The organism is Alloalcanivorax xenomutans (assembly GCF_900217905.1).
GTDB classification, from domain to species: Bacteria; Pseudomonadota; Gammaproteobacteria; order Pseudomonadales; family Alcanivoracaceae; genus Alloalcanivorax; species Alloalcanivorax xenomutans.
Genome location: NZ_OBMO01000004.1, coordinates 162438 through 187444, shown reverse-complemented (window position 1 = coordinate 187444; position 25007 = coordinate 162438). Strand labels below are relative to the sequence as shown.

Genomic DNA, 25007 nt, shown 5'->3' with positions numbered 1-25007 from the left:
GATACCGTGTCACATTCAGCACCGACGCGCCGCCGGCTGCGCGCCCTGGCCCTTGGCGTGGCCCTGGGTCTGGGCGGCGTACCGTTCACCGGCGCCACCGCCCAAACCACCCCGCCCGGCAGCGAGCAACAGCAGTACGACATTCCCCCCGGGCCGCTGAACACGGTGCTGACGCGCTTCGCCGAACGCTCCGGCACCTTTATTGCCGGCGACCTCCGGCTCACGGCGGACAAGCACAGCGACGGCCTGCGCGGCCGCTTCAGCCGCGAGGAGGCGCTCGACCGTATCCTGGCCGGCAGCGGACTGATGGCCGAACGTCAAGATGACGGCAGCTATACGCTCAAGGCCGCCAGCACCAGCACCCGGCTCGCCCCGGTGACGGTCACAGCGCCGACTCACCAGGGCGGGCGGCCGCGCACCCTCGACTACGACCGCGCGACTATCGAGGCGCAGCGTCCGCAGGACATCAAGGATCTGTTCAAGAAGGAGGCCTCGGTGGCGGTGGGCGGCCCCATCGCCATGAACCAGAAAGTCTATGTGCGCGGTGTCGAGGAAACCGCCATGGTGGTCACCGTGGATGGCGCCCGGCAGAACAACAAGGTGTTCCACCACAACGCCACCAATCTGATCGACCCGTCCCTGCTCAAGGCCGCGCGCGCCTCCGCCGGTGTAGCGGCGGCCGACGCCGGCCCCGGCGCACTGGGCGGCAGTCTCGCCTACGAGACCGTGGACGTGGCCGATCTGCTGGCGCCGGACGACAATGCGGGCGCTTTCCTGGACGGACGCTATGCCTCCAACGGCGATACCCGGTCCGTTGCCGGCGCCGCCTTCGGCCGGGCCGGCGGCTTCGAGGGGCTGGGTTACATCAAGCATACCGACGGCAATGACTACGAAGACGGCAACGGCGACACCGCCCGCTTCACCGCCCCCGGACTGATCAGCGGCCTGGCCAAAGTGGCCTACGAGGGTGCCGGGACGGGCCGCTTCGAGCTCAGTCACGAAGTGGTCAACGATGACGCCGCCCGCCCCTACCGGGCCAACTTCGCCGGTCTGGACGGCGGCCGGCCGGTGCCCGATTCCCGGGTCTACGATCTGACCCGCCGCAATACCGTCTTCAATTACCAGCGCGACACCGGCCAGGGCTACTGGAACCCGGCGGTAACGCTGGCTCATAACGAAACCGAACTGGACACCCGCGAAGTGCCGCTGTCCGCGCCGGATACCCGGGTGGTCTACACCGGCATCACCGAAAGCGTCTCCGCCACCCTCAAGAACGTGGCGCACACCCGCTTCGCCAATATCACCTTCGGCCTCGATCATTACGATGACAGCGCGATATTTCGTGAGGCCGGCAGCGCGGACCTGGAGGAAGCCGCCCGCAATACCGGGGTCTTCGTGCAGTTTCGCCAGGATCTGTGGGAACGGCTGGAACTCTCCTATGGCGCCCGCTACGACGACCAGACCTTCACCGGTACCGACGATTCCCACCACGACGACGAGGGCGTCAGCAGCAACGTGTTCGGCGAGTTCCACGTCAACGATCATCTGTCACTGAACGCTGGCTACACCGATGTCTGGGCGGGCACCGCCCTGGCCGAGAACTACATCCTCAACGGCGCCTGGGACTACGCCAATCTGGAGCCGGTGCGCGCCCACAACCGTACCGCCGGATTGCACCTGCATCGTGGCGGCTTCTTCGCCGAGGCCAATCGCTTCCGCACCGCCATCGCCAACGCCCGGGTGCCGTCCTACGGCGGCGATCCGGCCGCGGTGGCGGATTTCGACATCGATGGCTACGACCTGGCGGTGGGCTACATGGGGCGCCTGGGCGAAGTGTCAGTGAAATACGCCAACATCGATTCGGAGAAAGACGGCGACCCGGCCACCTCCTACGACGGCAACTATTTCACCGCGCCGCTGGGTGAGTTGATCACCGTCAGCGGCGTGTTCGCGGTGCCACGCTGGCCGCTGGAACTGGGCGCCAGCGCGGAAATCGCCCTCGACAACGACGACGTGGAGAGCAACGGCGCCAAACAGGAGGGCTACACGGTGGTGGACATCTACGCGGAGTACCGGCCGGTGCCGCCGCTGACCCTGCGCCTGTCGGTGGACAACCTCAATGACGAGGATTACGTGGACCGGGCCAGCTATGGGCAGGAGTTCCCCGATGTAAGTCCACTGCTGGAACCGGGCCGCTCCATTGCTTTGCAGGCGCGTTACGACTTCTGAGCGAAACGCGGAGGCTGCGTTTTCAGTATGGAGCCGGGTTGCGGTGGTTGATTTCCACGACCATCGCAACTTTGCAAAGTTATACAACGTGTCCAACCTGAGGAATGCACCATGGGAGTCCGCTTATCCATCATGTGAGGAGAGACGATCATGGCTGTTCGCAAAGCTCGTTCTACTCAAGCAAGGGGCAAGCAGATCAAGAACCCCGATCAGTATGAAGCACTGCGCGACCGGGGCATGAGTAAGTCCAAGGCCGCCCGCATCGCCAACACTCCGAACGCCGGACGCAAGGGCGGCAAACAGCCCCCCTATGAGGACTGGACCCGCGAAGCGTTATATCAGCAGGCCAGGAAGGTCGGCATCGAGGGCCGCAGCGGCATGAAGAAGGCGCAGCTCATCGACGCGCTGCGCCATCATTGACCTGGCGCCGGGGGCGCCGGATCAGTCGATCAGGAGACCGGTGGTCTCGTCGATCCCCAGATGCACGTTCATGTTCTGCACCGCGGCGCCGGCGGCGCCCTTGCCCAGGTTATCCAGCCGCGCGATCACGCACTGGCGCTCGCCGTTACCGAACAGGAACAGATCCACCCGGTTGGTGTCGTTACTGCCCTGAACGTCGAAGAAACCGCCGTTGAGGCCGGCGGGATCGTCCGGGGCGTGGACGCGGATGAACGGCTCGTCGGCGTACCGGTGCCGCAAGGCCTCATAGAGCTGGCCAACGTCGGTGCCCGGTTTCAGGTGGGACATTTGCAGCGGCACGGTCACCGCCAGCCCTTTGAGGAAAGGGCCCACGGTGGGGACGAAGATCGGAGCCCGGGTCAGGCCGGTGTAGCGCTGCATTTCCGGCAGATGCTTGTGCTCCAGGCCGAGGGCGTAGGCGCGCGGCGCCCGCAGGCGGCCCTCGGTATCGGCTTCGTAGTCGGCGATCATGCTCTTGCCGCCGCCGCTGTAGCCGGTCAGGGAGGTGGCGCTGAGCGGGTAATCCGCGGGCAGCAGACCCGCATCCACCAGCGGCCGCACCGCCAGAATAAAGGCACTGGCGTGGCAGCCCACGTTGGCGATGCGCTTGCTGGCACGGATGCGGTCACGCTGCCCGGCTTCCAGTTCCGGCAGTCCATAGACCCAGTCGTCGGCTACCCGGAACGCGGTGCTGGCGTCGATCAGGCAGGTGTCCGGGTTATCCACCATGGCCGCCGCTTCCCGCGAGGCGGCATCCGGCAAGCACAGGAAGGCCACGTCGGCGGCGTTCAGCAGCCGGGCGCGCTCGGCCGGATCCTTGCGCAGCGCGCTGTCGATGCGCAGCAGCTCAATGTCCGCGCGCCCTTCCAGGTACTCGAACAGACGCAGACCGGTGGTGCCTTCCTGACCGTCCACATAAACCTTGAATGCCATTTTCGGATCTCCCGGTGAAACAGACCGCCAAGCCTAAGTATCCGGCGGGGCGCTTGCAACGGACAGGTTTATTTTCCGCGCTTTCCGCCCCCGATCTCAACCGGCGGCCTTCGGGCTCGCTAAGCGGCAAGGTCCCCGGCGGGTCCGAAGAACTCGAAATGGATGTCGGCGTCCTCCACGGCGCGCTGCTTCAGCAGCCGCCAACCGTGCTTCAGCATTGGCGCCGGGCCGCATAGGTAGAATTCCGCGTCCTGGTCTCCGATCAGTTGATCCAGCAGAGCGGAATCCAGCAGGCCCTCACTGTCATGAAGCGCCCGGATACGGTCCTCATCAGTAGCCTCGCTGAAGCGTACATGGACGGTCAGATTGGGATACTCCCCGCGCAGCGTGGCCAGTTCCCGCTCGAACGGACGCACCGCTCCGTTAAGGGCGCACTGAATAAAGATCACTTCCCGGTCAGGCTGCTGCTCCAAAGCCGCATAAAGCATGGACAGGATCGGCGTGATACCGACACCGCCGGCAATCAGGACCAGCGGCTTGCCGGCCTCCGCGACGGGGGTCAACACAAACTCACCGCAGGGCGGCGCCAGTTCCACCACATCGCCTTGCGCGATTCGGTCATGCAAATAGTTGGAGCAAACACCGTCCGGGGCCCCGGCGTCACAGGCCAGCTCCCGCTTCACGCTGATCCGGTAGTGCTCCGAGCCCGGCCGGTTGGACAAACTATAGTTGCGCATCACCGGCACACCGTTTTCAGGCGTGACACGCAACGTCACGTACTGACCGGGCTGATGGGGTTGTAAAGGTTGGCCGTCTTCAGGGACCAGATACAAGGAAACGATATTGTCGCTGGCAGCTTCCCGTTGCCGGACGACGAACCGCTTGAAGCCTTGCCAGCCATGGACCTCGGTCTGGTGGCGGTAAATCTCACCTTCGCGTTGAATAAAGAGATCCGCCAATGCCCCGTAAGCCGCCGCCCACGCATCAATGACCTCATCCGTGGCCGCTTCGCCCAACACTTCCCGGATCGACGCCAGCAGGTTCTCTCCCACGATCGGATAATGCTCGGCCTGGATGCCCAGAGAGACATGCTTCTGGGCGATCAGTTCCACCGCTCCCGCCAGCATGGCCGGGTTTTCGATGTTCCGTGCGTAGGCGCATATGGCGGCCGCCAGCGCGCGCTGTTGGGTTCCCGCATGCTGATGGGCCGGATTGAAGAACGCCAGCACCTCCGGGTTTTCCCGGAACATCCGTTGATAAAAGTGGCGCGTCAGCACCTCACCATGGTCCTCCAACACGGGAACGGTTTGTTTGATGATCTCCATCTGGGCCGCTGACAGCATGGCACCTCCTTAAGGTACATTAAAAATACATCTTATAAAGAGGTATATTATGTACATCTTTAACATAAATCAAGTTCGCCCCGCCGCAGCCAGGCGCTTGACTTTCCGTGGTTCCGCCGACACCGTATTTCCCGCTCACCTCAAGCAAACTCTTTCCACCCTCGGCAGTGACCGCCATGCCCCAGTCCGGCCCTCTGACACTCTACCGCCAGGCCTTGAAGGATGGCTTCACCATGGACTCCGGCCAGGAACAGGCCGTGATCGCGCTGCAACAGTGTTTTGACGCTTTGAAACGGGGCGAACGCCCCGCCGGGCTCTATCTTTGGGGACCGGTGGGCCGTGGCAAAACCTGGCTCATGGACCAGTTTCATCACAGTCTTTCGGTCCCGGTCCGCCGCCAGCATTTCCACCATTTCATGCAATGGGTGCATCGACGCTTGTTCCAATTAACCGGCCACGGCGATCCGCTTCGCCACTTGGCGAGGGAGCTGGCCGGTGAACTGCGCGTGCTCTGCTTCGACGAGCTGTTCGTCAGCGATATCGGTGACGCCATGCTGCTGGGGCCGCTATTTGAAACGCTCATCGACGCCGGGCTGACGCTGATCATCACGTCCAACTGCGCACCGGAACATCTGTATCAGGATGGTTTTAACTATGACCGCTTCGCCCCCGCTGTCAGCGCACTACAGCAACATCTCAAGGTGCTCCGGGTGGACGGCGGGCAGGACCACCGGCTCCGTGCCGGCAACGCCTTTTCCCGATACTGGATCGCGGATCGCGAGCCGCTGGAAGGCGCCTTCCTGGACTATCTCGAAACGGGAGAATCGGCTACCGACACCCCCTGGACGTTGGAGCGGCGCCTCTTGCCGGTGGTCCGGCGTGGGAAACACGCTCTCTGGTCCACCTTCGCTCAACTCTGTGAAACACCCAGGTCCAGCTCTGACTACATGGCGCTTTGCAGCCATTTCCAGGCGCTTTTTCTCAGCGATGTGCCGGCCCTGGGTGGCAAACCGAAGGCATCCGGCATCGCCCGTGGCACCGAGGACGCCGCCAGCCAGGTCGCCGCTGGTGACCGGGCGCTGCCGGCTCTGTCCAGACATGACGACGCCGTACGCCGGCTGATCGCCCTGGTGGACGAATGCTATGACCGCCTTTGCCCGCTCTACGTGCACGCCGATGTATCGCTGGACAGGCTCTACACGGAAGGGCATCTGATCTTGCCCTTTCAGAGAACAGTGAGCCGGCTCCATGCCATGCAGACCTGGCCGCACCCTTCGTCGGACCCGGGAAGCGGCCAGACAGAGAGACTCACTCTCCCTTGAGTTCCTTCAACTTTTGTTCCAGCTCGGCGATCTTGCGGCGCGCTTCATCGCCTTCAGGAATGTCGCGGCCGCTGTCACGCCATTCGATGGCCGCCTTGAACCCTTCGGTCTGAGCATAACGGCGGAACCAGAGACCTTCCGGATTGTGTCGGGTGATGCCATCGAACACCGTGGCCAGCATCTGGGTCTGCTCCAGGCCCATGGTCAGCATGACCTGATTCACCACCAGTTTGTGCATGCTCAGATGGCTGCTTGGCACCCCGGCAATGCGCCCCGCCACTTCCATGGTCTTGGCGTCCAGTTCCTCCTCCGGCACCACATAGTTGGCCAGGCCCCATTCACCAGCCTGCTTGCCGGAAATCAGATCCCCGGTGAACATCATCTGCTTGGCCCGGACAGGCCCAAGCCGATAGGTCCACATGGCGGTCGTCGGGCATCCCCAGACCCGGGTGGGCATGTAACCGATACGGGCATTCTCGGCCATGATCATCAGGTCACAGCACAGCGCGATATCGCTTCCGCCGGCGGCGGCGGCGCCATGAATCTTGGCGATGGTGGGTTTACGGGACCGCCACAGGCTCATGAAATCCTCGGTGTTCCGCTTCATATGGGCGTAGTCGACCATGGGATCCCAGGGCATGGCTTCCTGCTGACAGGGATTCTCTCTTTGTGATTCAGCGTAGTAGGTCAGATCGTAACCGCCACAAAACCCTTTGCCGGCGCCTTCAACGACAATCACGTGGACCTGGTCGTTCTCTTCCGCCCACCTTACCGCGCGCCGGATATCGTCACCGGTTTCATCGATGATGGCATTGAGTTTTTCCGGACGATTGAGGAGCAGCCGGGCGATTCTTGGGTTTTTCTCATCCTGGGAAATCCGGACGGTTGTCAATTCCAGCATGATTCTCTCCAATAAGGGGGTTTTCGACTTCTTGACAGTCAGTCATGACTGACTGCAAAGTATCACCCTGGATTTCGGAGTGCAAACTCAATGAAGACCTCAACGTCCGAAGCACGGCCCGTCCCTTCCTTGAAGGACCGGATTACCGACGCGGCGGTGGCATTGCTGATTGATGAAGGCGTGGCAAAAACCACCACGGTGGCGGTTCAGAAAAGAGCGAACGTGAGTCGCGGAGCCCTGCTTTATCACTTCCCGAGCAGAGCGGAATTACTCGCCTCCACCATCGAGAGACTGGTCCGGATGAACGAGCAACAGATCAATGAATCCTTTCTGAGCTGCTCGGACCCGGCCGAGGACGTGGAAAAAGCGCTGATCGCATTAAGCGACAACATGGCCCGCCCCTCGTATCTGGCCGAAATGGAGCTGTGGGCGATTTCACGCAACGATCAGGAATTACGCGACGCTCTGTATCAGGCGGAAAAAGCAGCCCGCTTTGACCTGGACCGGGTGGTCGGGAAGCTCCTTGAATGCTGGAAGAAGCACGAAAATTATCAGCTTCTGGCGGATCTCAGCGTGGAATTCCTCAGAGGCGTGGCCTTCTCCGACATCCTGAGAAAACGGCCCGAATATCGATGGCGAATGATTTCGTTGTGGGTTGAAGTGATCAAAAAATCACTGGAAACCTGAGCACCGTCACCGAAAGCTCTTTTCGTCTCAATTCGGGCGGGTTGGCAATCCATCCTCATTTGAAAACAAAGAAACAGGAGACGAATCGATGAGCCAGGCTATTCCTCATGACGACACTGAGGCCGCCAAACTGCTTGAACAGGCTCCCAGCCCGCTGGCTTTGCTGCGCCGGACCGCAGCCCGGCGTCCGGATCATCCCGCGCTGATCTATCTGCGCGATGCCAGCGACCCACAACCCGTGACACTCACTTATGGTCAGCTACTCGAGGAAGTGGAAACCCTTTGCCGGGCACTGAAAGCACGAGGCGTCAGTCAGGGAGACGGTATCCCCATACTTCTGCCACTGGTTCCTCAAGCGGTCTCCAGCCTGATTGCCGCCCTCACCGTGGGCGTCGCTTTCCCGGTGAATCTGTTGTTGTCTCCGGAAGCGTTGGCCGCCCAGTTCAAACTGGCCCGGGCCAGGGAGGTCATTGTCATGGGGCCTCACCCCGCCCTGGATGTCCGCGAGCGGGTCGGCGCCGCCATCGAGTTACTGGATAGCGAGATCAACCTGGTCGAGGTGGCGCTGGGAGAGCCGACTTCAGACTCGTTTTCCTGGGCACGGCTGCTTGCAGCCGGCAATACTGATTCACCTGTTGAGGATTTTCCCGAGGCACCGGCGGCGCTGGTTCACACTGGCGGCACCACCGGCGCCCCCAAACTTGCCGAGCTGACGCAGCGCAATCTGGCGGCCGGCGCGATCATGGCTGCCTCGGCGCTCGGATGGCGGCAGAACGATCGCATTCTTACCGGGCTGCCTCTGTTTCACGTCGGCGGTTCCGTCGACATGCTGCTTTCCGGCATCGCGGCCGGCGTCACGCTGATGTTTCCTACTGCCCTGGGCCTACGCAATCCAGAAGTCATCAGCCGCTTCTGGCCTTTGGTGGACGAGACCCGGGCGACCCTTGTCGGCGGAGTACCGACCATGCTCTCGGCGATGGTATCCAGCCCACGAGCCGGCTCGACACTGAGTACATTACGAGGGTTCGTAACCGGCGGCTCGCCACTGCCCGCTGAATTGAAGCGGAAGGTGGAAGAAGTCAGCGGCAAACCGGTGTGTCAGCTCTATGGCCAGACCGAAACCGCCGGCATCACCACCGCGCAACAAGCCGATGGCGGCTACCACCCGATCTGCGGCGGCAAGCCCATCCCGATGATGAAGGTGGCGATTGGCGGCCCGGACGGCAGCTTCCAACGCGGCGATACCGGTGAAGTGTTCGTGTCCGGTCCGAATGTTTTTCTGGGCTATCGCACCAACGACGGCATCCAGGGCGGCCCCACCGATGGCTGGATCAGCACCGGCGATCTCGGCGAAGTCACCGAGGAGGGCGATCTACGATTGGTCGGCCGCAGCAAGGAAATCATCATTCGTAGCGGACACAATATCGACCCGCTACTGATCGAGGAGGTGGCCATGGAACACCCGGCCGTGGCGCAGGCCGCGGCGGTCGCCATGCCCGATGCCTATGCGGGTGAACTCCCGGTTTTGTATGTCGCGCTGACACCGGGAGCGCAGGTCAGCCCCGAGGAACTCATCGCGCATACGGGTGAGCGCATCGCCGAACCACCGGCCCGGCCAAAGCACGCCTTCATCCTTGAGGAAATGCCGCTCACCCCGGTGGGGAAAATCGCCCGTTATAAACTCAAACAGCTGGCCACCGAGCATCAGGTTCGCGCCGTATTATCCTCGGTTGATGCCCTGGAGACAGTGACCTGCCAGGACAACGGTGCCCGACAAGTGAGTTTGCACTGGAAGCGCACACCAACCGAGGAACAGCGGGAACAAGCCGACAAGGTACTGGCCGACCTGGGCCTTGAGCTGATGTAAAGACAACCTCCAGGGAAGATGGCGATTTCACCATCTTCCCGTCACATCGGCCCGGCCCCACCCGGCTACTGTAATCCGGCGATCAGAGCCCGCACCGTGACACGTTTGACCACCTCGGGGTCACCCCAAGGGTACTCAGGGATGGTGATCAGGTTCATCGCCACACCTTGCATTCCGCACAGCAACACGCTCTGCATTTCGTCCGGGTCCCCCGCGCCAAGATTGCCCTGCGTCTGGGCATCCACGATGGCCTGACGGAAAATCCTCAGCCCATCCTGTATCCCGGAACTTTCCACGAAATAACCTTCGCCCTCGGCCTTCGGCTGATCTTCGATCAGGAAAATGGCGCGATAGTCGTCAGGGCGGGACAACCAGAAATCGATGAACGTCAAACACAGGGTTTCCAATCGCCCGGCGGCGGGCGTGTTCTGATAGCAGGCGTTCAACGCCTCGATCAATCCGGCAAAGATCTCCTCCCAAATATGCAGCAATAGCTGACGCTTGCCGGGGAACAGTTTGTACAGCGCGGCCGGGGAACAGTTGGCCATGGTGGCGATCTTGCGCATGGAGACACCGTGATAGCCTTCCTCCGCGAACAGCGAGCGGGCGGCACGAATGATCATCTGGCGGCTGTCCCGCGCCTGTTTCCGGCTACGGGGCGGGCGGCCACGGCGAGCGGTTTTCGATTGTGTCGAGGTCATGGGGTTGATTTTAGTGAACGCGTTTACTAAATTCCAGTTCCCGACACCGGAAGAGTGCGAGAACACCATGAACCATACCGATCCGCGGCAGGATGTCATCATCGTTGGCGCGGGCCTCGCGGGGCTCAAGGCTGCCCTGGAACTCAAGCAGGCAGGCAAGCGAGTGACCGTACTGGAGGCCCGGGACCGGGTGGGCGGGCGCTCCATGCCCGGTGAAATCGCCGGCCAGACCATCGATCTGGGCGGCCAGTGGGTGGGACCACAACAGACCCTGTTGCTGGATCAAGCCAACACGCTGGGGGTAAAAACCACACCCCAATATACAACCGGAGCCAGCCTGCTTTCCCTGGATGGCAAGCTCAGCAGCTACCGCTCCGACATCCCCAGGCTGCCGTTCCTGTCCCTGCTGGAACTGGGGCGACTTGAACGCAGATGGGCCAAGGAGATGCGAAGTCTGCCCACCACCGCCGAACCCTGGCTGGCAGTGAAAGCCAAACAATGGGATTCAGAAACTCTGGAAAGTTGGATCCTCAAACACGTTCACACCCGTGGCGCCCGGGAATTCGCCCGCACCATTGCCCGCGCCGTGCTGTGCGCGGAACCCCGCCAGGTCTCTTATTTGTGCTTCCTGGAATACCTGCGCCAGGGGCAGGGACTGGAAACCCTGATCGGCACCCAAGGGGGCGCCCAGCAGGATAAATTCATCGGCGGCGCCTGGCGCATTCCCGAGCGCATGGCCGAACAGCTCGGCGGCGGCATCGTGCTCAATGCCCCGGTACTGGCGGTGGAACAGAACGGTCAGTACGTCACCGTCACCACCGAAGGGCGGAAATACACCGCGCCATACTTGATCATGGCGGTCCCGCCGGTGCTGGCAGGCAAGATTGGTTACAACCGGCCCCTGCCCTCCAAACGCAGCGCCTTGCTGGAGCGCATGCCCATGGGCTCGGTGATCAAGATTCATGTGGCTTACCAAAGCGCCTTCTGGCGTCAGCGTGGTCTCAATGGCGCCGTCGTCAGCAACGACCGGATTTTCAATGTGGTCTTCGACCAGTCACTGGATGACAGCGGCATGGGCGTCCTGGTGGGCTTTATCGACGGCGACCATGCCATCGCCATGAGCGCCCACGACGAAACGGCCCGACGCCAACAGGTGATTACCGATCTGGTCCATTACTTCGGTCAGGACGCCGCCAACCCCATCGACTACGTGGAACAGGACTGGACCGCCGAACCCTGGAGCCGGGGCTGCTACGTGGCTCACACCGCTCCGGGCGTCATCACCTCCTTCGGCGACACTTTGCGGGAACCCTGCGGCCGGATTCATTGGGCCGGGACGGAAACCGCCATCGAATGGACGGGGTATCTGGAGGGCGCCTTGCAGTCAGGCATGCGCGCCGCCAGGGAAGTGATCGCGGCGCAGAGATAATGAGACGCGCTAAAAAAGCGAATACACACCTCATACCCGCCCCCTGTTCTTCTCACGCATTCGCGGTCATCCGCCTGATCCGGCCTGTCATGCATGGCCCGCCAAGCGCTGAACCACCGAGGCAAGCACGTCCCTGAACCGCGCGGCGGTTCGCGATAAATCAGAGCGGACGAACATCCGCAGTTCTAGTGGCGGGAGGGGTGGGAGAGGCGGGAGAGACGAAAGAGTGCCGCCATCATCGATCCTGTATATGCCTTCAGGAATGGCATGGGCCGTTCGAGCCGTAATGCCGCGACCAAACCGCAAGGCCGCCCAAACGCCGGGAAGGCTGGGCGTGGTCAACGCCAGTCTCCATGGCACGCCCTTTTTATCCAGAGCCTGTAATGCGGCCTGCCGGAACAAACAAGGATGGTTAAAGAGCACCAGGGGAATCGGCGCCGAAGGATCCGCACGACTTACCGGCTCCGTGCCTTTGAACCAGTACATCGGCATGGCGACCAGGGAATCCCCCGCCGCCGCGGTACCGGGCCGGGCAAACGCGATGGCGAGATCCAGCCTGCCCGCGCGCACCTCTTCTTCCAGAGCATGGTTCCGACCCGCCCTCACCTCCACATGCACATCCGGATTATGGTGGGCAAAGAGCGTCATCGCCTCGGGCAGAACATCCTCGGCAAAATCCTGCGGCAATCCGACCCGGATCGTCGCCGCCCTGGTGGCCGCCCCGAGCGCTCTGGCCGCGTCATCATGCAGTTCGACGATGCGGCGGGCGTAGTGCAGCAGCGCATCGCCAGCCTCGGTCAGCACCAGCCCACGCCCCTTGCGCTCGAACAACACCAGGCCGGCCTGCTCTTCGAGGCGCTTCAACTGCATACTGACCGCGGACTGAGAGCGGCCGAGTTGCACGGCCGCCCGCGCAAAGCTGCCGGCATCGGTACCCGCCACCAAAGTACGCAAAGCATCAATATCGAATCTGGCCGCCACTCACATACCCGTTTTACTGAAGTTTCACTTTAATATTATTCGATATACAAAAGAAGATCAGCTTCCTACAGTACCGCCCAGTGCCGGCGGTCATGGTGACCGCCAACGGCCGATCCAACGCTATCGGGGTAATCAAATATGGTGGTCTCCCCTCCCATCGGCTTTATCGGCCTGGGCACCATGGGCGAACCCATGGCCTTGAATCTGGCAACGGCAGGCATCCCGCTGCGGGTCTGGAGCCGATCGACGACGAAGTACCCACGCTTGGTCGCCGCCGGCGCCACGGCGATGAAGGACATACGGGATCTGTATCATCAATGCGGCACGATCATTCTGATGCTGACCGACGGCGGCGCCATCGACGCGGTGCTGGCCCGCAACGAGCCGGAGTTCCCCAAGCGCGTCGCGGCCCGCACGATCGTCAATATGTCCACCGTTCCCCCGGAATACTCCCTCTCGCTCGCCACCGATATCCAGGCCTCGGGCGGTCGCTATGTTGAAGCGCCCGTCTCCGGTTCGCGCCAACCGGCACAAGCCGGCCGGCTGGTGGCTATGCTCGCGGGTAGAGAAGAGGACGTCGAGGCGGTCCGTCCACTCCTCGCGGCGATGTGTCATGAAAGTTTCGACTGCGGCCCGGTGCCTGGCGCCTTGCGTATGAAGCTGGCGATCAACACCTTCCTCATCACGCTGGTCACCGGGCTTGCCGAAGCCACCCATTTCGCACAACGGCACCGGTTGGACATGGCGTGTTTCGCGGCGATTCTTGATGCGGGCCCCATGGCCAGTGACGTCTCCCGCAGCAAAATGACCAAACTGCTGCAACACAACTTTGAACGGCAGGCAGGCATCACCGATGTGCTGAAGAACAATCGTTTGGTGGTGGAATCAGCACGGGCCGCCGGCATCGCCTCCCCGCTGATGGATATCTGTCTTGCTCTCTACGCCAATACCGAAGCCATGGGCCTGGGGGAAACGGATATGGTCTCGGTGATCAAAGCCATCGGCATCCGGGACACAGGCTCTGGCCCCGGTGGAATCCACCGATAACCCATATGGGGTATGTGCGCGCTCTACCGACTCCCTACACTCAAGAGACTCTGATTTGGGACTGGTGGAACGACGATGAAAAAAACGACCTTACTCCTGATTGCTTCGGTGGCATCGGCCACACTTGTTTCCGGGTGCGGTGGCTCCTCCTCTTCCGGCGGCGGCGCCGGGGATGGCGATAGCGGCCTGAGCATCAACGGTACCGCCACCGCTCCAACTGGCGCGGTGGCCATTCACCCTCAACCGGGCTTTCTGGAGATCGCCCTGAACCTGCTGATTTCCCCCGCCAACGCGGCGATCACCGGTCTTGACCCGGTGGCAGGCGCCACCGTCCAGCTTCTGCGAATCGACGACGAGGGCAATCCGGTGGGCGACGTGCTTGCGGAAACGGTTACCTCGATCAGCGGGGATTACACTTTGCCCCTGCCACAAGACGTGAACCTGGCAGGCAATCTGCTCGTGCGTATCACGGGATCCGGTGCTCAGATGCGCGCCCAGGTGGTCGACCGAATGGTGGACATCAATCCGGTATCCGAATTCGTGCTGAGAAAATTTATTGAACAAGGCGTGGATCTTGACCAACTGACCGTCTCCGAAGTGGTGACATTAAAAGGCAAGGTGGATACGTTCGACCTCACCGCTGGCAACGATCTCAGTGACATGCTTTCCAAACTGGACCTGGAAGTGGGTGAGTTCGTGGAACAGCAGGTCGCGGCCATCAACAGCCAACCAGGCGATGCCAGCGGCGTTACCGGCAATTATCGCAGCTCCGCCTTCGGCCTGGGGTTGCATGACAGCGACAATGACAACTTCGGCACCTTCGCCAATGATCTCTGGTTAAGCGAATTCAGTTTCGCCGACGGCGGCGGCAATATCGTGTCAATCACGCTAGAGACCGAAGAGAATGCCTATTCCAACTTCTCCGGCTCCAGTGTGGCAACCGCTTCACTGTTCTATGAAACCGGCATCGAGGATAGTGAAGCTCTCTCTGGCACCTTGAGTCATTCCGGCCTTCTCACCATAGAGGGCCCCTTCGAAGAAAGCGTGAACGGTGATTACGCCTTTCGCTACCCCGCAATGGTCTACAACCTGCAGAAAGTGAAGGAGAAGGGCCTGTTTTTCCTGCTTTCCCAGGAAGCCGCGGTGCGCTATGGCACTACCGACACCAATGGTGATCAGCAACCGGATGCGTTGAACCCCAATGACCGGAAAGGAGACGAGGCGTTTCGGGCCCTGGAGGTCTTCGCACGCTCCCCCTCGCCCATGGAGAGTTCCGATCTTAACGGCACCTTCGGGCGGGTTTTCATGGAGACCTACGTGCAGTCCGGTGTTATCGAGCTGCAGACTGAAGTCAGCCGCGTCACTTTCAACGGCGACGGCACCTTCGACCAAGGCGACGGCACGGGACACCGGGTCGGGCTGGAAAGCAGCGGCGGCACCTACATGGCCCTATCCGAAACCGGCTCCACGGGAGAGCCGATTGTCATCTCCGCCCAAGGGGATATTGTTTCAGCGGGCAGCGAACAAGGGCAGCCGACGGCCACCGATGGATTCATCAACGACAGCTTCGACTTCATCGCCTTCGCGGAAACCGAAAACAACGACACGCTCTGGGCGGAATTCAACAAAACTCTGATGGTGAAACTACCGGAAAGCACCCCGGATATCGCCGGTAAGCGATACCGTTTGATGTTGTTGTCCGTGTCACTGGAGGGAGCCGGTAACGGAACCAGTGATATTGAGATGATCAACAGCCGGTTCAACAGCTACATCAACCTGAACAGTGCCACCGCCGGCACCCTGGACGGCCACTTTACCGTGGTGGAAAAAAGCGGCCTCGGCGGTGATCTTTCCGTGGAGCAGGACAGCATCAATCAACCCGTGGCCGTGAGCGTCGACGCCCAGGGCGCCACAACACTGACCCTCAACGACGAAGACGGTCATAACCTCATGGAAGGGTTCTTCAACCAGGATGCCAGCCTGGGCGTATTCACCACCCGTTGGGTACCCGATGATGGCGATCCCAATGAACTCGGCCTGGTGGTCCTGGTCGATGTCACGGAAGACGCTCCCGGCATACAGTAACAAGCCAGCAGGCTATTTCCGACCCCGCTCCGCCGGGGTCGTTCTCGTTGCGCCCCAGGCAAACGCTTTCTATGATCAAGGTCATATTTCGCCGAGCCCGGGGCCTCTGTCTTGCAGGATGATAATGACGATCTGATTGGCAAGATCTATGAAACAGCCTTGTCCCCCGACGATTGGGTGGAACTGCTGGACACCATTACCGGCTGGACCTACACCACGCCGCCAAAGGATACCCCCGATGCGCCCGTTCATGTGGAACGGTTGATCGGGCACCTTGAACGGGCGGTACGCGGCAGCTCCTATATGCATGCTCTTGAGGACCGCACACAGCTCCTCAATACCATGTATGACCGAATGCCCTGGCCAATGCTGATGCTCGACCAGGAAATGCATGTAATGGAATGCAACCTGGCGGCGCGTCAGACGCTCACCCGGGAGCCGATAACCTTGCTCCCCGATGGCCAACTACGCGTCGCCGACCGGGAACTGAAGCAGTCATTGAAGCGGGTCAATGACCGCGCGGGCGGCCGGCATACTCAACTGCTCACTTCACGACACGCCGCGGTGACCCTGCTCTGTCTGCCAGTGAAGAAGTCCGACGCCGGGGGCACCATTAGCCGGGTGCGGACTATTGTCTGGGTATTGGCGGGTCAGAATGTAGTGACTCCCTCTCCTGAATCCTTGAAAGCCATTTTCCCCATAACTCACGCGGAATCCCGCCTTCTTCACCTGCTGTGTAAGATCGGCAATCTCAATCAAAGCGCGGCATTGCTGTCGATCAGCGTTCACACCGCTCGCGCCCAGATCAAGTCCGCCATGGCAAAGCTGGACGTCAATAGCCAGGTACAATTGGTAAGCCAGGCGATGGGGCATGCTCTGGTGCAGACCGCACCGCCCGGGGCTACGTCACCAATACCGGAGCGCACCATGACCCTGACCGACGGCCGCGTGTTGAGCTGGTTCGAGTACGGTGATCCAACCGGGCGGCCGGTGCTGACATTGGATAACCTCGGTGGCGCACTCCCCGACCACCGCCTGTTCGAAACCTGGTATCGCGAACAGGGTCTGCGCATGATACTGATCGTAAGGCCCGGTTACGGCCTTTCAACCGCACGGCCGGAGATGGAGTTCCGGGATTTCAGTCCGGATATCCGCGCGCTATGCCGCCATCTCGATATCGAACGACCACCGATGGCGGCCTACTGCGGCGGCGGGCCCTATGCACTGTGCTCAGCCGCTATGGATCCGGATCTGTTTGATCGACTGGGACTGCTGTCCAGTACTGTTCCGATCGAACACTTCGAACTGGATAAGCTTGACCCTATCCACGCCATGTTCCTGCGTATCTTCCGTAAGGATCCACGTCTGTTCGTATTGGTCGGACGGCTCGCCCTGCGCGGAATGCAGCGCTCGCCGGAAAAGTATTTCTCACGTCTGGCCAAATCCCTGTGCCCCGAAGACCAGGCCGTACTCGGAAACCCGGACCTGCTGGCCCGGCTGATCGAGCGCATGAAGCTCAGTCACTTCCAGGGCGCCCGCATCATCATTGATGAGTATCTGCGTATGCAGCACCCCTGGTATGTGGATCTCAGCCAGATCAGCGTGCCTGTCACCTACTGGCACGGAGAAGACGACCGCATCATCTCCATCGGCAGTGCCCGTGGCCTGGCCGCGAGCCTGCCCAACGTCAGTTTTCGCAGCTTCCCGGACCAGGGGCGTTTTATGATCTACAAGGTCTGGAAAGCGTTTTTAACTGAACTGCTCGAACTTTCTTCTCCCGAGGAATCACCCGGAGGGACTGCCTTTCCAGCCCTTACCAGCCCTTTCTGAATCAGTAACGCGGGACAGCCGATCACTTTCCTTTTTCCATAATCTTGTCTCTCCCGCTATTTCCCATGTATTGATCGGGTCAACGCGATCAGCCCTGCTTTTTCGTCAATCCATAGTAGCTTCTGACTACTTCATCCCGGGTTGCTCCGGGCTCGAACATCTCAATCACCACATTGTCGGGAGCCCCCAACATGAAGTAACCGCCACCTCCGCCCAACTTCCGAATCGGATTGGGAATATGAAGCCCCGCCTCCTTCATCCTTTCATAGATCTCCTCGATGCCAACCACTTGCATTCCAAGATGGTGCACCGCGTTCTTTCCTTCCCCTCTGGGAGGTTGATCGTAGAGATGCAGTGCACCAATACCGATTTTCATAAAGACATTACGGGCACCGGCGACGTCACCATCCCATACCACCTCGCCATCGAACCATCTTGTATAGAAGTCGATCGTCTCGTTGATATTTGAAGCAAAGATATGGACATGCTGCAGGTGGTAGCGCTGATTACTTCCGTAGGGATACTGCCATTCGTTACTCATGATGCATCTCTCCAGACTCACCGAAAATGATTCATTCTTTTAATGTCATGCTTTCCTGGCCATCTCTTTCAACGGCAGTCCAACAAGGCAAGAGCACCGAATGACGACTATATGTTCAGTGCCGCCTTGATGGCTTCCTTTCTTTCATCCGTGAACACACCGGTATCCAGAAGATCCAGGATCGACAGCACATCGCCGCGGGAGCCCCAACTGCCTTCATCAATGACACGGAAGTTCACCCACCACAGCGGGCCAGGGGCACTCATGTCACAGGCTTCCGCCAGTGCGGCCAGAACACGGCGAATGACTTCCGTCCGGACCTCCGCCGGCCAGGCCGCCGCCATGACGGCAATATCAATTGTCACAACGTCCGCCTGCTCATCCGAAAGCAACTCGCCATTAATCGCCATACTGTCGGTATTGAGTTCATTAAAATGAACCTGGAAACCCACACGGGCGGGAGGCATGGGCTGCCCCACTTCCGGCACCAGGACAGCGTCGGTCAATGTCGTCGCTAACGCTCTTTTCTGATCTGTGTTCAGACGCCCTTGCGGGGTCGTGACTCTGATGATGGTCATCGTTCCGCCTATTTTCCGGCAAAGACGGGCTCGCGCTTTTGCATCATCGCCATGACACCCTCACGTACATCCTCACTTTTCATCAGTTGGAGTAACTGTTCCGTTAACATAGCCAAACTTGCTTCATCACCCTCATAACGGGCCGCATTGGCTGAAACCAGGGTAGCTTTAACCCCCAATGGCGCGGCTTTCGCAATCCGTTCGGCCACTTCAATAGCACGATCCAGTTCCTGACCGGGCTCAACCACTTCACTGACCAAACCCAGTCGGTACGCTTCTTCAGCCGAGAATTCTTCACCCGTCAACATATAGCGCATGGCATTCGACCACCCGGCCACTTGCGGGAAGCGCACCGTGGCGCCACCGGCCGGCGCAATACCACGCATCACTTCCATCTGCGCGAAACGGGCATTTGAAGCGGCAATCGCAACATCAGCGCTGAGGGCCAATTCAATGGCCGCGGTCCAGCACATACCCTGAACAGCCGCGATCAAAGGCTTGCTACGTCTCGGCCGGGAGACACCAAAGGGATCGATCCCCTCATCCGGATACTGAAAACCACCACCAGCCAGCTTGGGGCCCAGCTCCATCAAATCCAGACCGGCGGTGAAGTGCTCACCATGGGCGAACAATACGGCGCAGCGCAGATCAGGGTCGCGCTCGTATTCCCCCAGAGCCAGGGCGAGGTCGGCCAGCATGGCGCTATCGAAAGCATTACGTTTGCCCGCCCGATCCAGGCCCAGCAGAAGAATATTTCCACGCCGCTCCCGGCTAACGCGGCCTGTTCCACTGTTTGCTTCACTCATCTTCAGATCTCTCCAGAAATATAACGACTGTAATATTCAAAAAGCCTAGTATATAACGATCGTTATATCAAGAAGAAACAGCATCACCACAAGCTCAGGCCGGACAGTCGGCAACATGGCTCATCAAGGTAATCTCTGGCGGCATTACCCGAAGGAAATAGAGGAAGGTGTGTCGAGACGGAGGCGGAATCGCCCGGCAACCATGGAATCAGGTTTCCGGATTGGCGCCAGGCAACGGTTTAATGGGACTTGCTCTGCTGTGTGCCGTGTCAGGTTTTGCTCTGAATCGCCGTTTCGATCAGCCATTCCAGCTGTCGGGATACCCTGTCCAACGGTTCGATGCTCCGCTGCGCACGACAAAGGGCCACCGTCCCCTCAACGGAAGAAACAATCAAGGTCGCAAGCTGTTTTGCCTGCTCATCTTCGACTCCTTCCATCCGCAAGGATTGACTCATGACATCGGTCCAGGTGGCGAATACCCTGGCGGCCGCGTCAAGCGCCACCATCCCCTCGTCACTGTCGGGCTCCTCAACCGCCACGGACAGAATCGGGCAGCCGGCTTTAAAGTCACTTTTCAGAACCTGTTCTCGCCACAGCTCCAGAAAAGCCGACAACCCGTGCAACGGTCCCGCCTGCAATGACTCAGCCAGTACCGCTGTCACCTTGCCCCCCACATAGCGCACCGCTTCCACAACCACCTGCTTCTTCCCGCCGGGGAAGTAGTGGTAAGTGGACCCGAGAGGGGCCTTTGAGTACTTGGCCAATTCGCGAATACTGGTCGCATTCAATCCCCTGCGACTTAACATCTCCGCCGCACCGGCAATCAATCTTCGGCGTGCCTCTGGCTTTGACTGAGACATCTTCTCTCCGATCATTCAGAAAATATAACAAACGTCATATTTTAGCATCGCCATAACCGGTATCACAATCGATATGGTGAAGCGTCTTCAATACCTGAAACCTTCACATCGAGTCGAACGGGAAGCCCGTCAAACCGCACTATTCCGCGCTCCCTCTGATAGAGGCCCGGTGTTCCGTTTGCTATGCTTCCTCTTTCGTTTCCGACACGATTGATCGTTTTTCAAGCAAACTCGCGCAGGCCTGAAAGGTATAGCCCAAAACGCCAGAAATCGAGGATCAAACGCAGATATGGCAAAGGAAGATCTATCCGGCCACACCCCCATGATGCAGCAGTACCTTGGCATCAAGGCCGAGCACCCGGACCAGTTGGTGTTCTACCGCATGGGGGATTTTTATGAGCTGTTCTTCGGCGATGCGCAGAAGGCGGCACGGTTGCTGGACATCACGCTGACCCAGCGCGGGCAAAGCGCGGGCAAGCCGATTCCGATGGCGGGGATTCCGTATCACGCGGCGGAAGGCTATCTGGCACGGTTGGTGAAGCTCGGTGAGTCGGTGGTGATCTGCGAGCAGATCGGTGATCCGGCCACCAGCAAGGGGCCAGTGGAACGCAAGGTGGTACGCATCGTCACGCCGGGGACCGTGAGTGACGAAGCCTTGATGGAAGAGCGCCGCGACAATCTGCTTTGCGCTTTGTGCGAGGACGGCCCCCGTGTGGGCGCGGCGGCGCTGGATGTGGCCGCCGGCCGTTTCGTGGTGACCCAGGTGGAAGGCCAGGAGCAGTTGCAGGCGTTACTCGAGCGCTGGCAGCCGGCGGAGTTGTTGCTGAGCGAAGCACACGGTTTTCCGACGGCCTTGACGGAGCGCCCCGGCAGCCGGGTCCGGCCGGTGTGGGAATTCGATGAGGAAGCAGCGCGGCGGCAGCTGTGCAAGCAGTTCCAGGTGCAGGACCTGTCCGGCTTCGGGCAGCCGGCGGGCGCCGCGGTGGCCGCCGCCGGCGCGCTGTTGCAGTACGCCCGCGATACGCAGCGTAGCGCCCTGCCCCATGTCACCGGTCTGGCGGTGGAGTCGTTCGACGACAGCGTGGCCATGGACGCCGCCACCCGCCGCAATCTGGAACTGACCGAAACGCTGGATGGCCGGGAGCAGCATTCCCTGGCCTGGGTATTGGACAACACCACCACCGCCATGGGCGCGCGCCTGCTGAAGCGCTGGGTGCACCAGCCATTACGTGACCGCGCCGTGCTCAATGGCCGCCAGGATCGTATCGATGCCTTGCGTGACGGCTGGCGTTTCGAGGCGCTGCGCCAGGTGCTGGACCGGATTGGCGATATGGAACGGATTCTCGGCCGGGTGGCGCTGCGCTCCGCCCGCCCCCGCGATCTGACCCGCCTGCGCGCCAGCCTGGAAGCGCTGCCGGCCTTGCACGCGGCCTTGCCGGAATCCAACGCCTTCGCCGAAGCCCATGAGCGCTTGGGCGAGTTCCCGGAACAGTGCGAATTGCTGGCCCGGGCCGTGATCGAGAATCCGCCCATGCTGATCCGCGACGGCGGTGTCATCGCTCCCGGTTACAGCGAGGATCTGGATGAGTTGCGCGCCATCAGTGAGAACGCCGGCGCGGTGCTTGTGGATATTGAAAAGCGCGAGCGCGAGCGCACCGGCTTTGCCACTCTGCGGGTCAAGTACAACAAGGTCCACGGCTACTATATTGAGCTGTCCCGCCGCGAGGCGGAGCAGGCGCCGGTGGACTATCAACGCCGGCAGACCCTGAAGAACGCTGAGCGCTTTATTACGCCGGAGCTGAAGACCTTCGAGGACAAGGCGCTGTCCGCGTCCAGCAAGGCGCTGACGCTGGAAAAACGGCTCTACGAGGAGTTGATCGAAACGGTGGCGGCGCATCTGGGTCCGTTGCAGGTTTGCGCCTCGGCGGTGGCCGAACTGGACGTGCTGGCGACCCTGGCCGAACGCGCCGAGGCGCTCGGCTGGGTACGGCCGCAATTACTGGAGACACCACTGCTGGAGATCGTCGACGGCCGTCACCCGGTGGTGGAACAGGTGCTGGAAGAGGCGTTCGTGCCGAACAGCCTGCACCTGGATGATCGCCGCCGCATGGTCGTCATCACCGGTCCGAACATGGGCGGTAAATCCACCTATATGCGTCAGACCGCGTTGATCGCGCTGCTCGCTCACATCGGCAGCGCGGTGCCCGCCGCCAGCGCCCGCATCGGGCCGCTGGACCGGATCTTCACCCGCATCGGCTCCTCCGACGATCTGGCCGGCGGCCGCTCCACCTTTATGGTGGAAATGTCGGAAACCGCCAACATCCTCAATAACGCCACGCCGGAAAGTCTGGTATTGATGGATGAGATTGGTCGCGGCACCAGTACCTTCGACGGGCTCAGTCTGGCCTGGGCGGCGGCGGAACATCTGGCCACGCGGCTGCGCGCCTTCACTCTGTTCGCCACCCATTATTTCGAGTTGACGCAGCTGCCGGAGACTCTGGACACTGTCTACAATGCTCATCTCACCGCCAGCGAGCACGACAATCGCATCGTGTTCCTGCACCGGGTGCAGGAGGGGCCCGCCAGCCGCAGTTACGGTCTGCAGGTGGCACAACTGGCCGGGGTGCCGGCACCAGTGATCCAGCGGGCCACGGAAAAACTGCTGGAACTGGAAACCGGCACCCCCGCGCCGGCGCCGGCGCCCACGCGCCCGGCGGCGCCGATGCAAAGCGAGCTGTTCGCGGCACCGGACCCGCTCAAGGAGGCCATCGCCGAAATCGATCCCGATCAGGTGACCCCCCGTCAGGCGCTGGATCTGCTTTATCGGCTGAAGAGCTTAGCTTAACCGGGTAAGCCGGTTTGCCTGCCCGGGACCTTGAAGCTAGACTAGCGCGGCCCCGAGACCCCCAAACCGGCGCTCTGCTAGACTTTCCATAGCGGGCGGACCGGTCGTGGAAGAGAACACACCTGGCGAGGACAGGCTAATGACGTTCGTAGTAGGTGAAAACTGCATCAAGTGTAAACACACGGACTGTGTGGAAGTATGTCCGGTGGACTGCTTTTATGAAGGTCCGAATTTTCTGGTGATTCACCCGGATGAGTGCATCGACTGTGCGCTGTGCGAGCCGGAGTGTCCCGTGAACGCGATCTTCTCGGAAGACGAGTTGCCCGACGATCAGCAGGAATTCCTGGAAATCAATGCCGAATTGGCGGAGAAGTGGCCAAATATCACGGAGATGAAGGACGCTCCCGACGACGCCGCGGACTGGGATGGCGTGGCCAACAAGCGCGAGCAGCTGATTCGAGAGTGGTAGTGAGAACGGCGGGCATGACGGATCGAAGATTCGTCTTACCGCCAACCGCCTGAGCGGCGGACTGGCATCGCCATGGAAGGTGGCCACAAAATGAGAAGGGCGGCATCCTGCCGCCCTTTTTGCGTCGAGTCGTCCTTACCCGATTTGCGCTCACCTGGACATCCTTGTCCGCCATCCTTAGCAGTTCCCTGTGCTCATGTCCCTGAACACGGGAAGTACTATAGCAAGCGCCCTGACGCTCAAGGGTTAAAGATCTTTAAAAAGTAAATGGATCTCGTCCCCACAAAAACAAAAAACCCTTATAAATCAGACAGATAAGAATTTTCAGATCGAAAGAAAGAGCAGATGGCGGACACAACATTGGTAAAAATGCTTACACCATTGTAAGCTATGGCTTACAAGATCGCGGTTGACCCTCACTTCACCAGCCTGCCATTTGCACCCCGGATACGGTGCACCCGAACAAGCTAGGAAGTTTTTACATTCTCTCACCGCATTTTACAGCAGGGGGAAGGCTCTCCCTGTAGGATATACAGTATCTCGATTGGCTAGGGCATTAGGCCGAGCCAACGGAAAAGGTATCCCCCCAAGGCGCTAGAAATAGCGCTCACAACCCCCCCTCTTCCACCCCCCCCTTTGGAAGAGGGGTTTTTTTTGTCCGCCGTCCATGGCGGCCACTCCTTGGGCCGTCGCAAGCGACGTCAAAAATCCCTCCCTGCGATTTTTGCGCCCCTCAGAGTGACTTCAACCGCACACACACCGATTCAAAAGCCTCCTTCAACGGGTCGAACAGGGATGCGGCCACTGACAGATCCCCGTCGCGGGCCGCGCTTTCCATCTCCAGACATAACGCCGACACCCGTACCGCGCCGAGGTTGCCACTACTGCCCTTGAAGCTATGAGCCTGCTGGCGCACCACTTCCACATCGGCGGCGGCCAGACCATCCTGAATCGCGCGCAAACGCTGTTCGCCATCCTTGACGAACGACACCACCAAGCGGGGAAAATCCGCCCCCATCACTTCTTTCAGTTCCTGGATAACCGCCAGGTCCACTGCTTCCTGCCTGCTCATCAATCACTCCAGCTGAGCCCTG

21 protein-coding genes are annotated in these 25007 nt (G+C 60.5%); 11 read left to right on the top strand and 10 right to left on the bottom strand.

Going from position 1 to position 25007, the window contains the following annotated elements; genetic code table 11:
- Positions 1–6 precede the first annotated feature (6 nt).
- Positions 7–2229, top strand: coding sequence for a TonB-dependent receptor (locus tag CRO06_RS04870; RefSeq protein ID WP_097057853.1), 2223 nt, complete (start codon positions 7–9; stop codon positions 2227–2229).
- Positions 2230–2379: 150 nt separating this feature from the next.
- Positions 2380–2649, top strand: coding sequence for a DUF7218 family protein (locus CRO06_RS04865; protein ID WP_022995271.1), 270 nt, complete (start codon positions 2380–2382; stop codon positions 2647–2649).
- A 21-nt stretch (positions 2650–2670) separates the two neighbouring features.
- On the opposite strand, the gene argC is transcribed toward CRO06_RS04865, so the two are convergent.
- The gene (gene argC, locus CRO06_RS04860) at positions 2671–3621 is read right to left on the bottom strand and encodes an N-acetyl-gamma-glutamyl-phosphate reductase (protein ID WP_022995272.1); all 951 of its coding nucleotides are present in this window, start codon (positions 3619–3621) and stop codon (positions 2671–2673) included.
- 119 nt (positions 3622–3740) lie between these two features.
- Positions 3741–4964: an NO-inducible flavohemoprotein gene (gene hmpA, locus CRO06_RS04855; protein ID WP_097057852.1), complete on the bottom strand. Its 1224-nt coding sequence runs from the start codon at positions 4962–4964 to the stop codon at positions 3741–3743.
- Between the two features lie 176 nt (positions 4965–5140).
- Between hmpA and zapE the strand changes: the two genes are divergently transcribed.
- Entirely contained in the window at positions 5141–6286 is a 1146-nt protein-coding gene (zapE, locus tag CRO06_RS04850) for a cell division protein ZapE (protein WP_080531257.1), read from the top strand.
- Here zapE and CRO06_RS04845 read toward each other — a convergent pair.
- Positions 6273–7187, bottom strand: coding sequence for a crotonase/enoyl-CoA hydratase family protein (locus CRO06_RS04845; RefSeq protein WP_022995275.1), 915 nt, complete (start codon positions 7185–7187; stop codon positions 6273–6275). The genes zapE and CRO06_RS04845 overlap by 14 nt on opposite strands.
- A gap of 90 nt (positions 7188–7277) precedes the next feature.
- On the opposite strand from CRO06_RS04845, the gene CRO06_RS04840 reads away from it, so the two are divergent.
- Together CRO06_RS04840 and CRO06_RS04835 are read left to right on the top strand one after the other, a co-directional pair.
- Positions 7278–7874, top strand: coding sequence for a TetR/AcrR family transcriptional regulator (locus CRO06_RS04840; protein WP_097057851.1), 597 nt, complete (start codon positions 7278–7280; stop codon positions 7872–7874).
- Between the two features lie 88 nt (positions 7875–7962).
- The gene (locus CRO06_RS04835; protein ID WP_097057850.1) at positions 7963–9741 is read left to right on the top strand and encodes an AMP-binding protein; all 1779 of its coding nucleotides are present in this window, start codon (positions 7963–7965) and stop codon (positions 9739–9741) included.
- A 65-nt stretch (positions 9742–9806) separates the two neighbouring features.
- Here CRO06_RS04835 and CRO06_RS04830 read toward each other — a convergent pair whose 3' ends face one another.
- Positions 9807–10364, bottom strand: a complete 558-nt coding sequence (locus tag CRO06_RS04830) for a TetR/AcrR family transcriptional regulator (protein WP_218839866.1) — start codon at positions 10362–10364, stop codon at positions 9807–9809.
- Between CRO06_RS04830 and CRO06_RS04825 the strand changes: the two genes are divergently transcribed.
- Entirely contained in the window at positions 10357–11871 is a 1515-nt protein-coding gene (locus CRO06_RS04825) for a flavin monoamine oxidase family protein (protein ID WP_342352120.1), read from the top strand. The genes CRO06_RS04830 and CRO06_RS04825 overlap by 8 nt on opposite strands.
- An 87-nt stretch (positions 11872–11958) precedes the next feature.
- On the opposite strand, the gene CRO06_RS04820 is transcribed toward CRO06_RS04825, so the two are convergent.
- On the bottom strand, positions 11959–12852 hold the full coding sequence (locus CRO06_RS04820; protein WP_097057847.1) for a LysR substrate-binding domain-containing protein: 894 nt from the start codon (positions 12850–12852) through the stop codon (positions 11959–11961).
- A 138-nt stretch (positions 12853–12990) separates the two neighbouring features.
- Between CRO06_RS04820 and CRO06_RS04815 the strand changes: the two genes are divergently transcribed.
- The 3 genes from CRO06_RS04815 (at position 12991) to CRO06_RS04805 (ending at position 17814) form a co-directional block, all read left to right on the top strand.
- Complete coding sequence (locus CRO06_RS04815; RefSeq protein WP_097057846.1) at positions 12991–13899, top strand: NAD(P)-dependent oxidoreductase; 909 nt, start codon at positions 12991–12993, stop codon at positions 13897–13899.
- A gap of 75 nt (positions 13900–13974) precedes the next feature.
- On the top strand, positions 13975–15984 hold the full coding sequence (locus CRO06_RS04810) for a hypothetical protein (RefSeq protein WP_097057845.1): 2010 nt from the start codon (positions 13975–13977) through the stop codon (positions 15982–15984).
- A 111-nt stretch (positions 15985–16095) separates the two neighbouring features.
- Complete coding sequence (locus CRO06_RS04805; protein WP_097057844.1) at positions 16096–17814, top strand: bifunctional helix-turn-helix transcriptional regulator/alpha/beta hydrolase; 1719 nt, start codon at positions 16096–16098, stop codon at positions 17812–17814.
- Between the two features lie 88 nt (positions 17815–17902).
- On the opposite strand, the gene CRO06_RS04800 is transcribed toward CRO06_RS04805, so the two are convergent.
- The 4 genes from CRO06_RS04800 to CRO06_RS04785 all read right to left on the bottom strand — a co-directional run bounded on the left by CRO06_RS04800 (position 17903) and on the right by CRO06_RS04785 (position 20599).
- Positions 17903–18355: a VOC family protein gene (locus CRO06_RS04800; protein WP_097057843.1), complete on the bottom strand. Its 453-nt coding sequence runs from the start codon at positions 18353–18355 to the stop codon at positions 17903–17905.
- Positions 18356–18462: 107 nt separating this feature from the next.
- On the bottom strand, positions 18463–18933 hold the full coding sequence (locus tag CRO06_RS04795; protein WP_097057842.1) for a tautomerase family protein: 471 nt from the start codon (positions 18931–18933) through the stop codon (positions 18463–18465).
- Between the two features lie 8 nt (positions 18934–18941).
- A complete protein-coding gene (locus CRO06_RS04790; RefSeq protein WP_097057841.1) occupies positions 18942–19739 on the bottom strand; it encodes a crotonase/enoyl-CoA hydratase family protein in 798 nt (265 codons plus the stop codon).
- Between the two features lie 269 nt (positions 19740–20008).
- On the bottom strand, positions 20009–20599 hold the full coding sequence (locus CRO06_RS04785) for a TetR/AcrR family transcriptional regulator (protein WP_097057840.1): 591 nt from the start codon (positions 20597–20599) through the stop codon (positions 20009–20011).
- A gap of 289 nt (positions 20600–20888) precedes the next feature.
- Between CRO06_RS04785 and mutS the strand changes: the two genes are divergently transcribed.
- On the top strand, positions 20889–23444 hold the full coding sequence (gene mutS / locus CRO06_RS04780) for a DNA mismatch repair protein MutS (protein WP_026949488.1): 2556 nt from the start codon (positions 20889–20891) through the stop codon (positions 23442–23444).
- Positions 23445–23583: 139 nt separating this feature from the next.
- On the top strand, positions 23584–23913 hold the full coding sequence (gene fdxA / locus CRO06_RS04775; protein WP_022995279.1) for a ferredoxin FdxA: 330 nt from the start codon (positions 23584–23586) through the stop codon (positions 23911–23913).
- A gap of 733 nt (positions 23914–24646) precedes the next feature.
- Here fdxA and CRO06_RS04770 read toward each other — a convergent pair.
- A complete protein-coding gene (locus CRO06_RS04770) occupies positions 24647–24985 on the bottom strand; it encodes an Hpt domain-containing protein (protein WP_022995280.1) in 339 nt (112 codons plus the stop codon).
- Between the last annotated feature and the right edge of the window lie 22 nt (positions 24986–25007).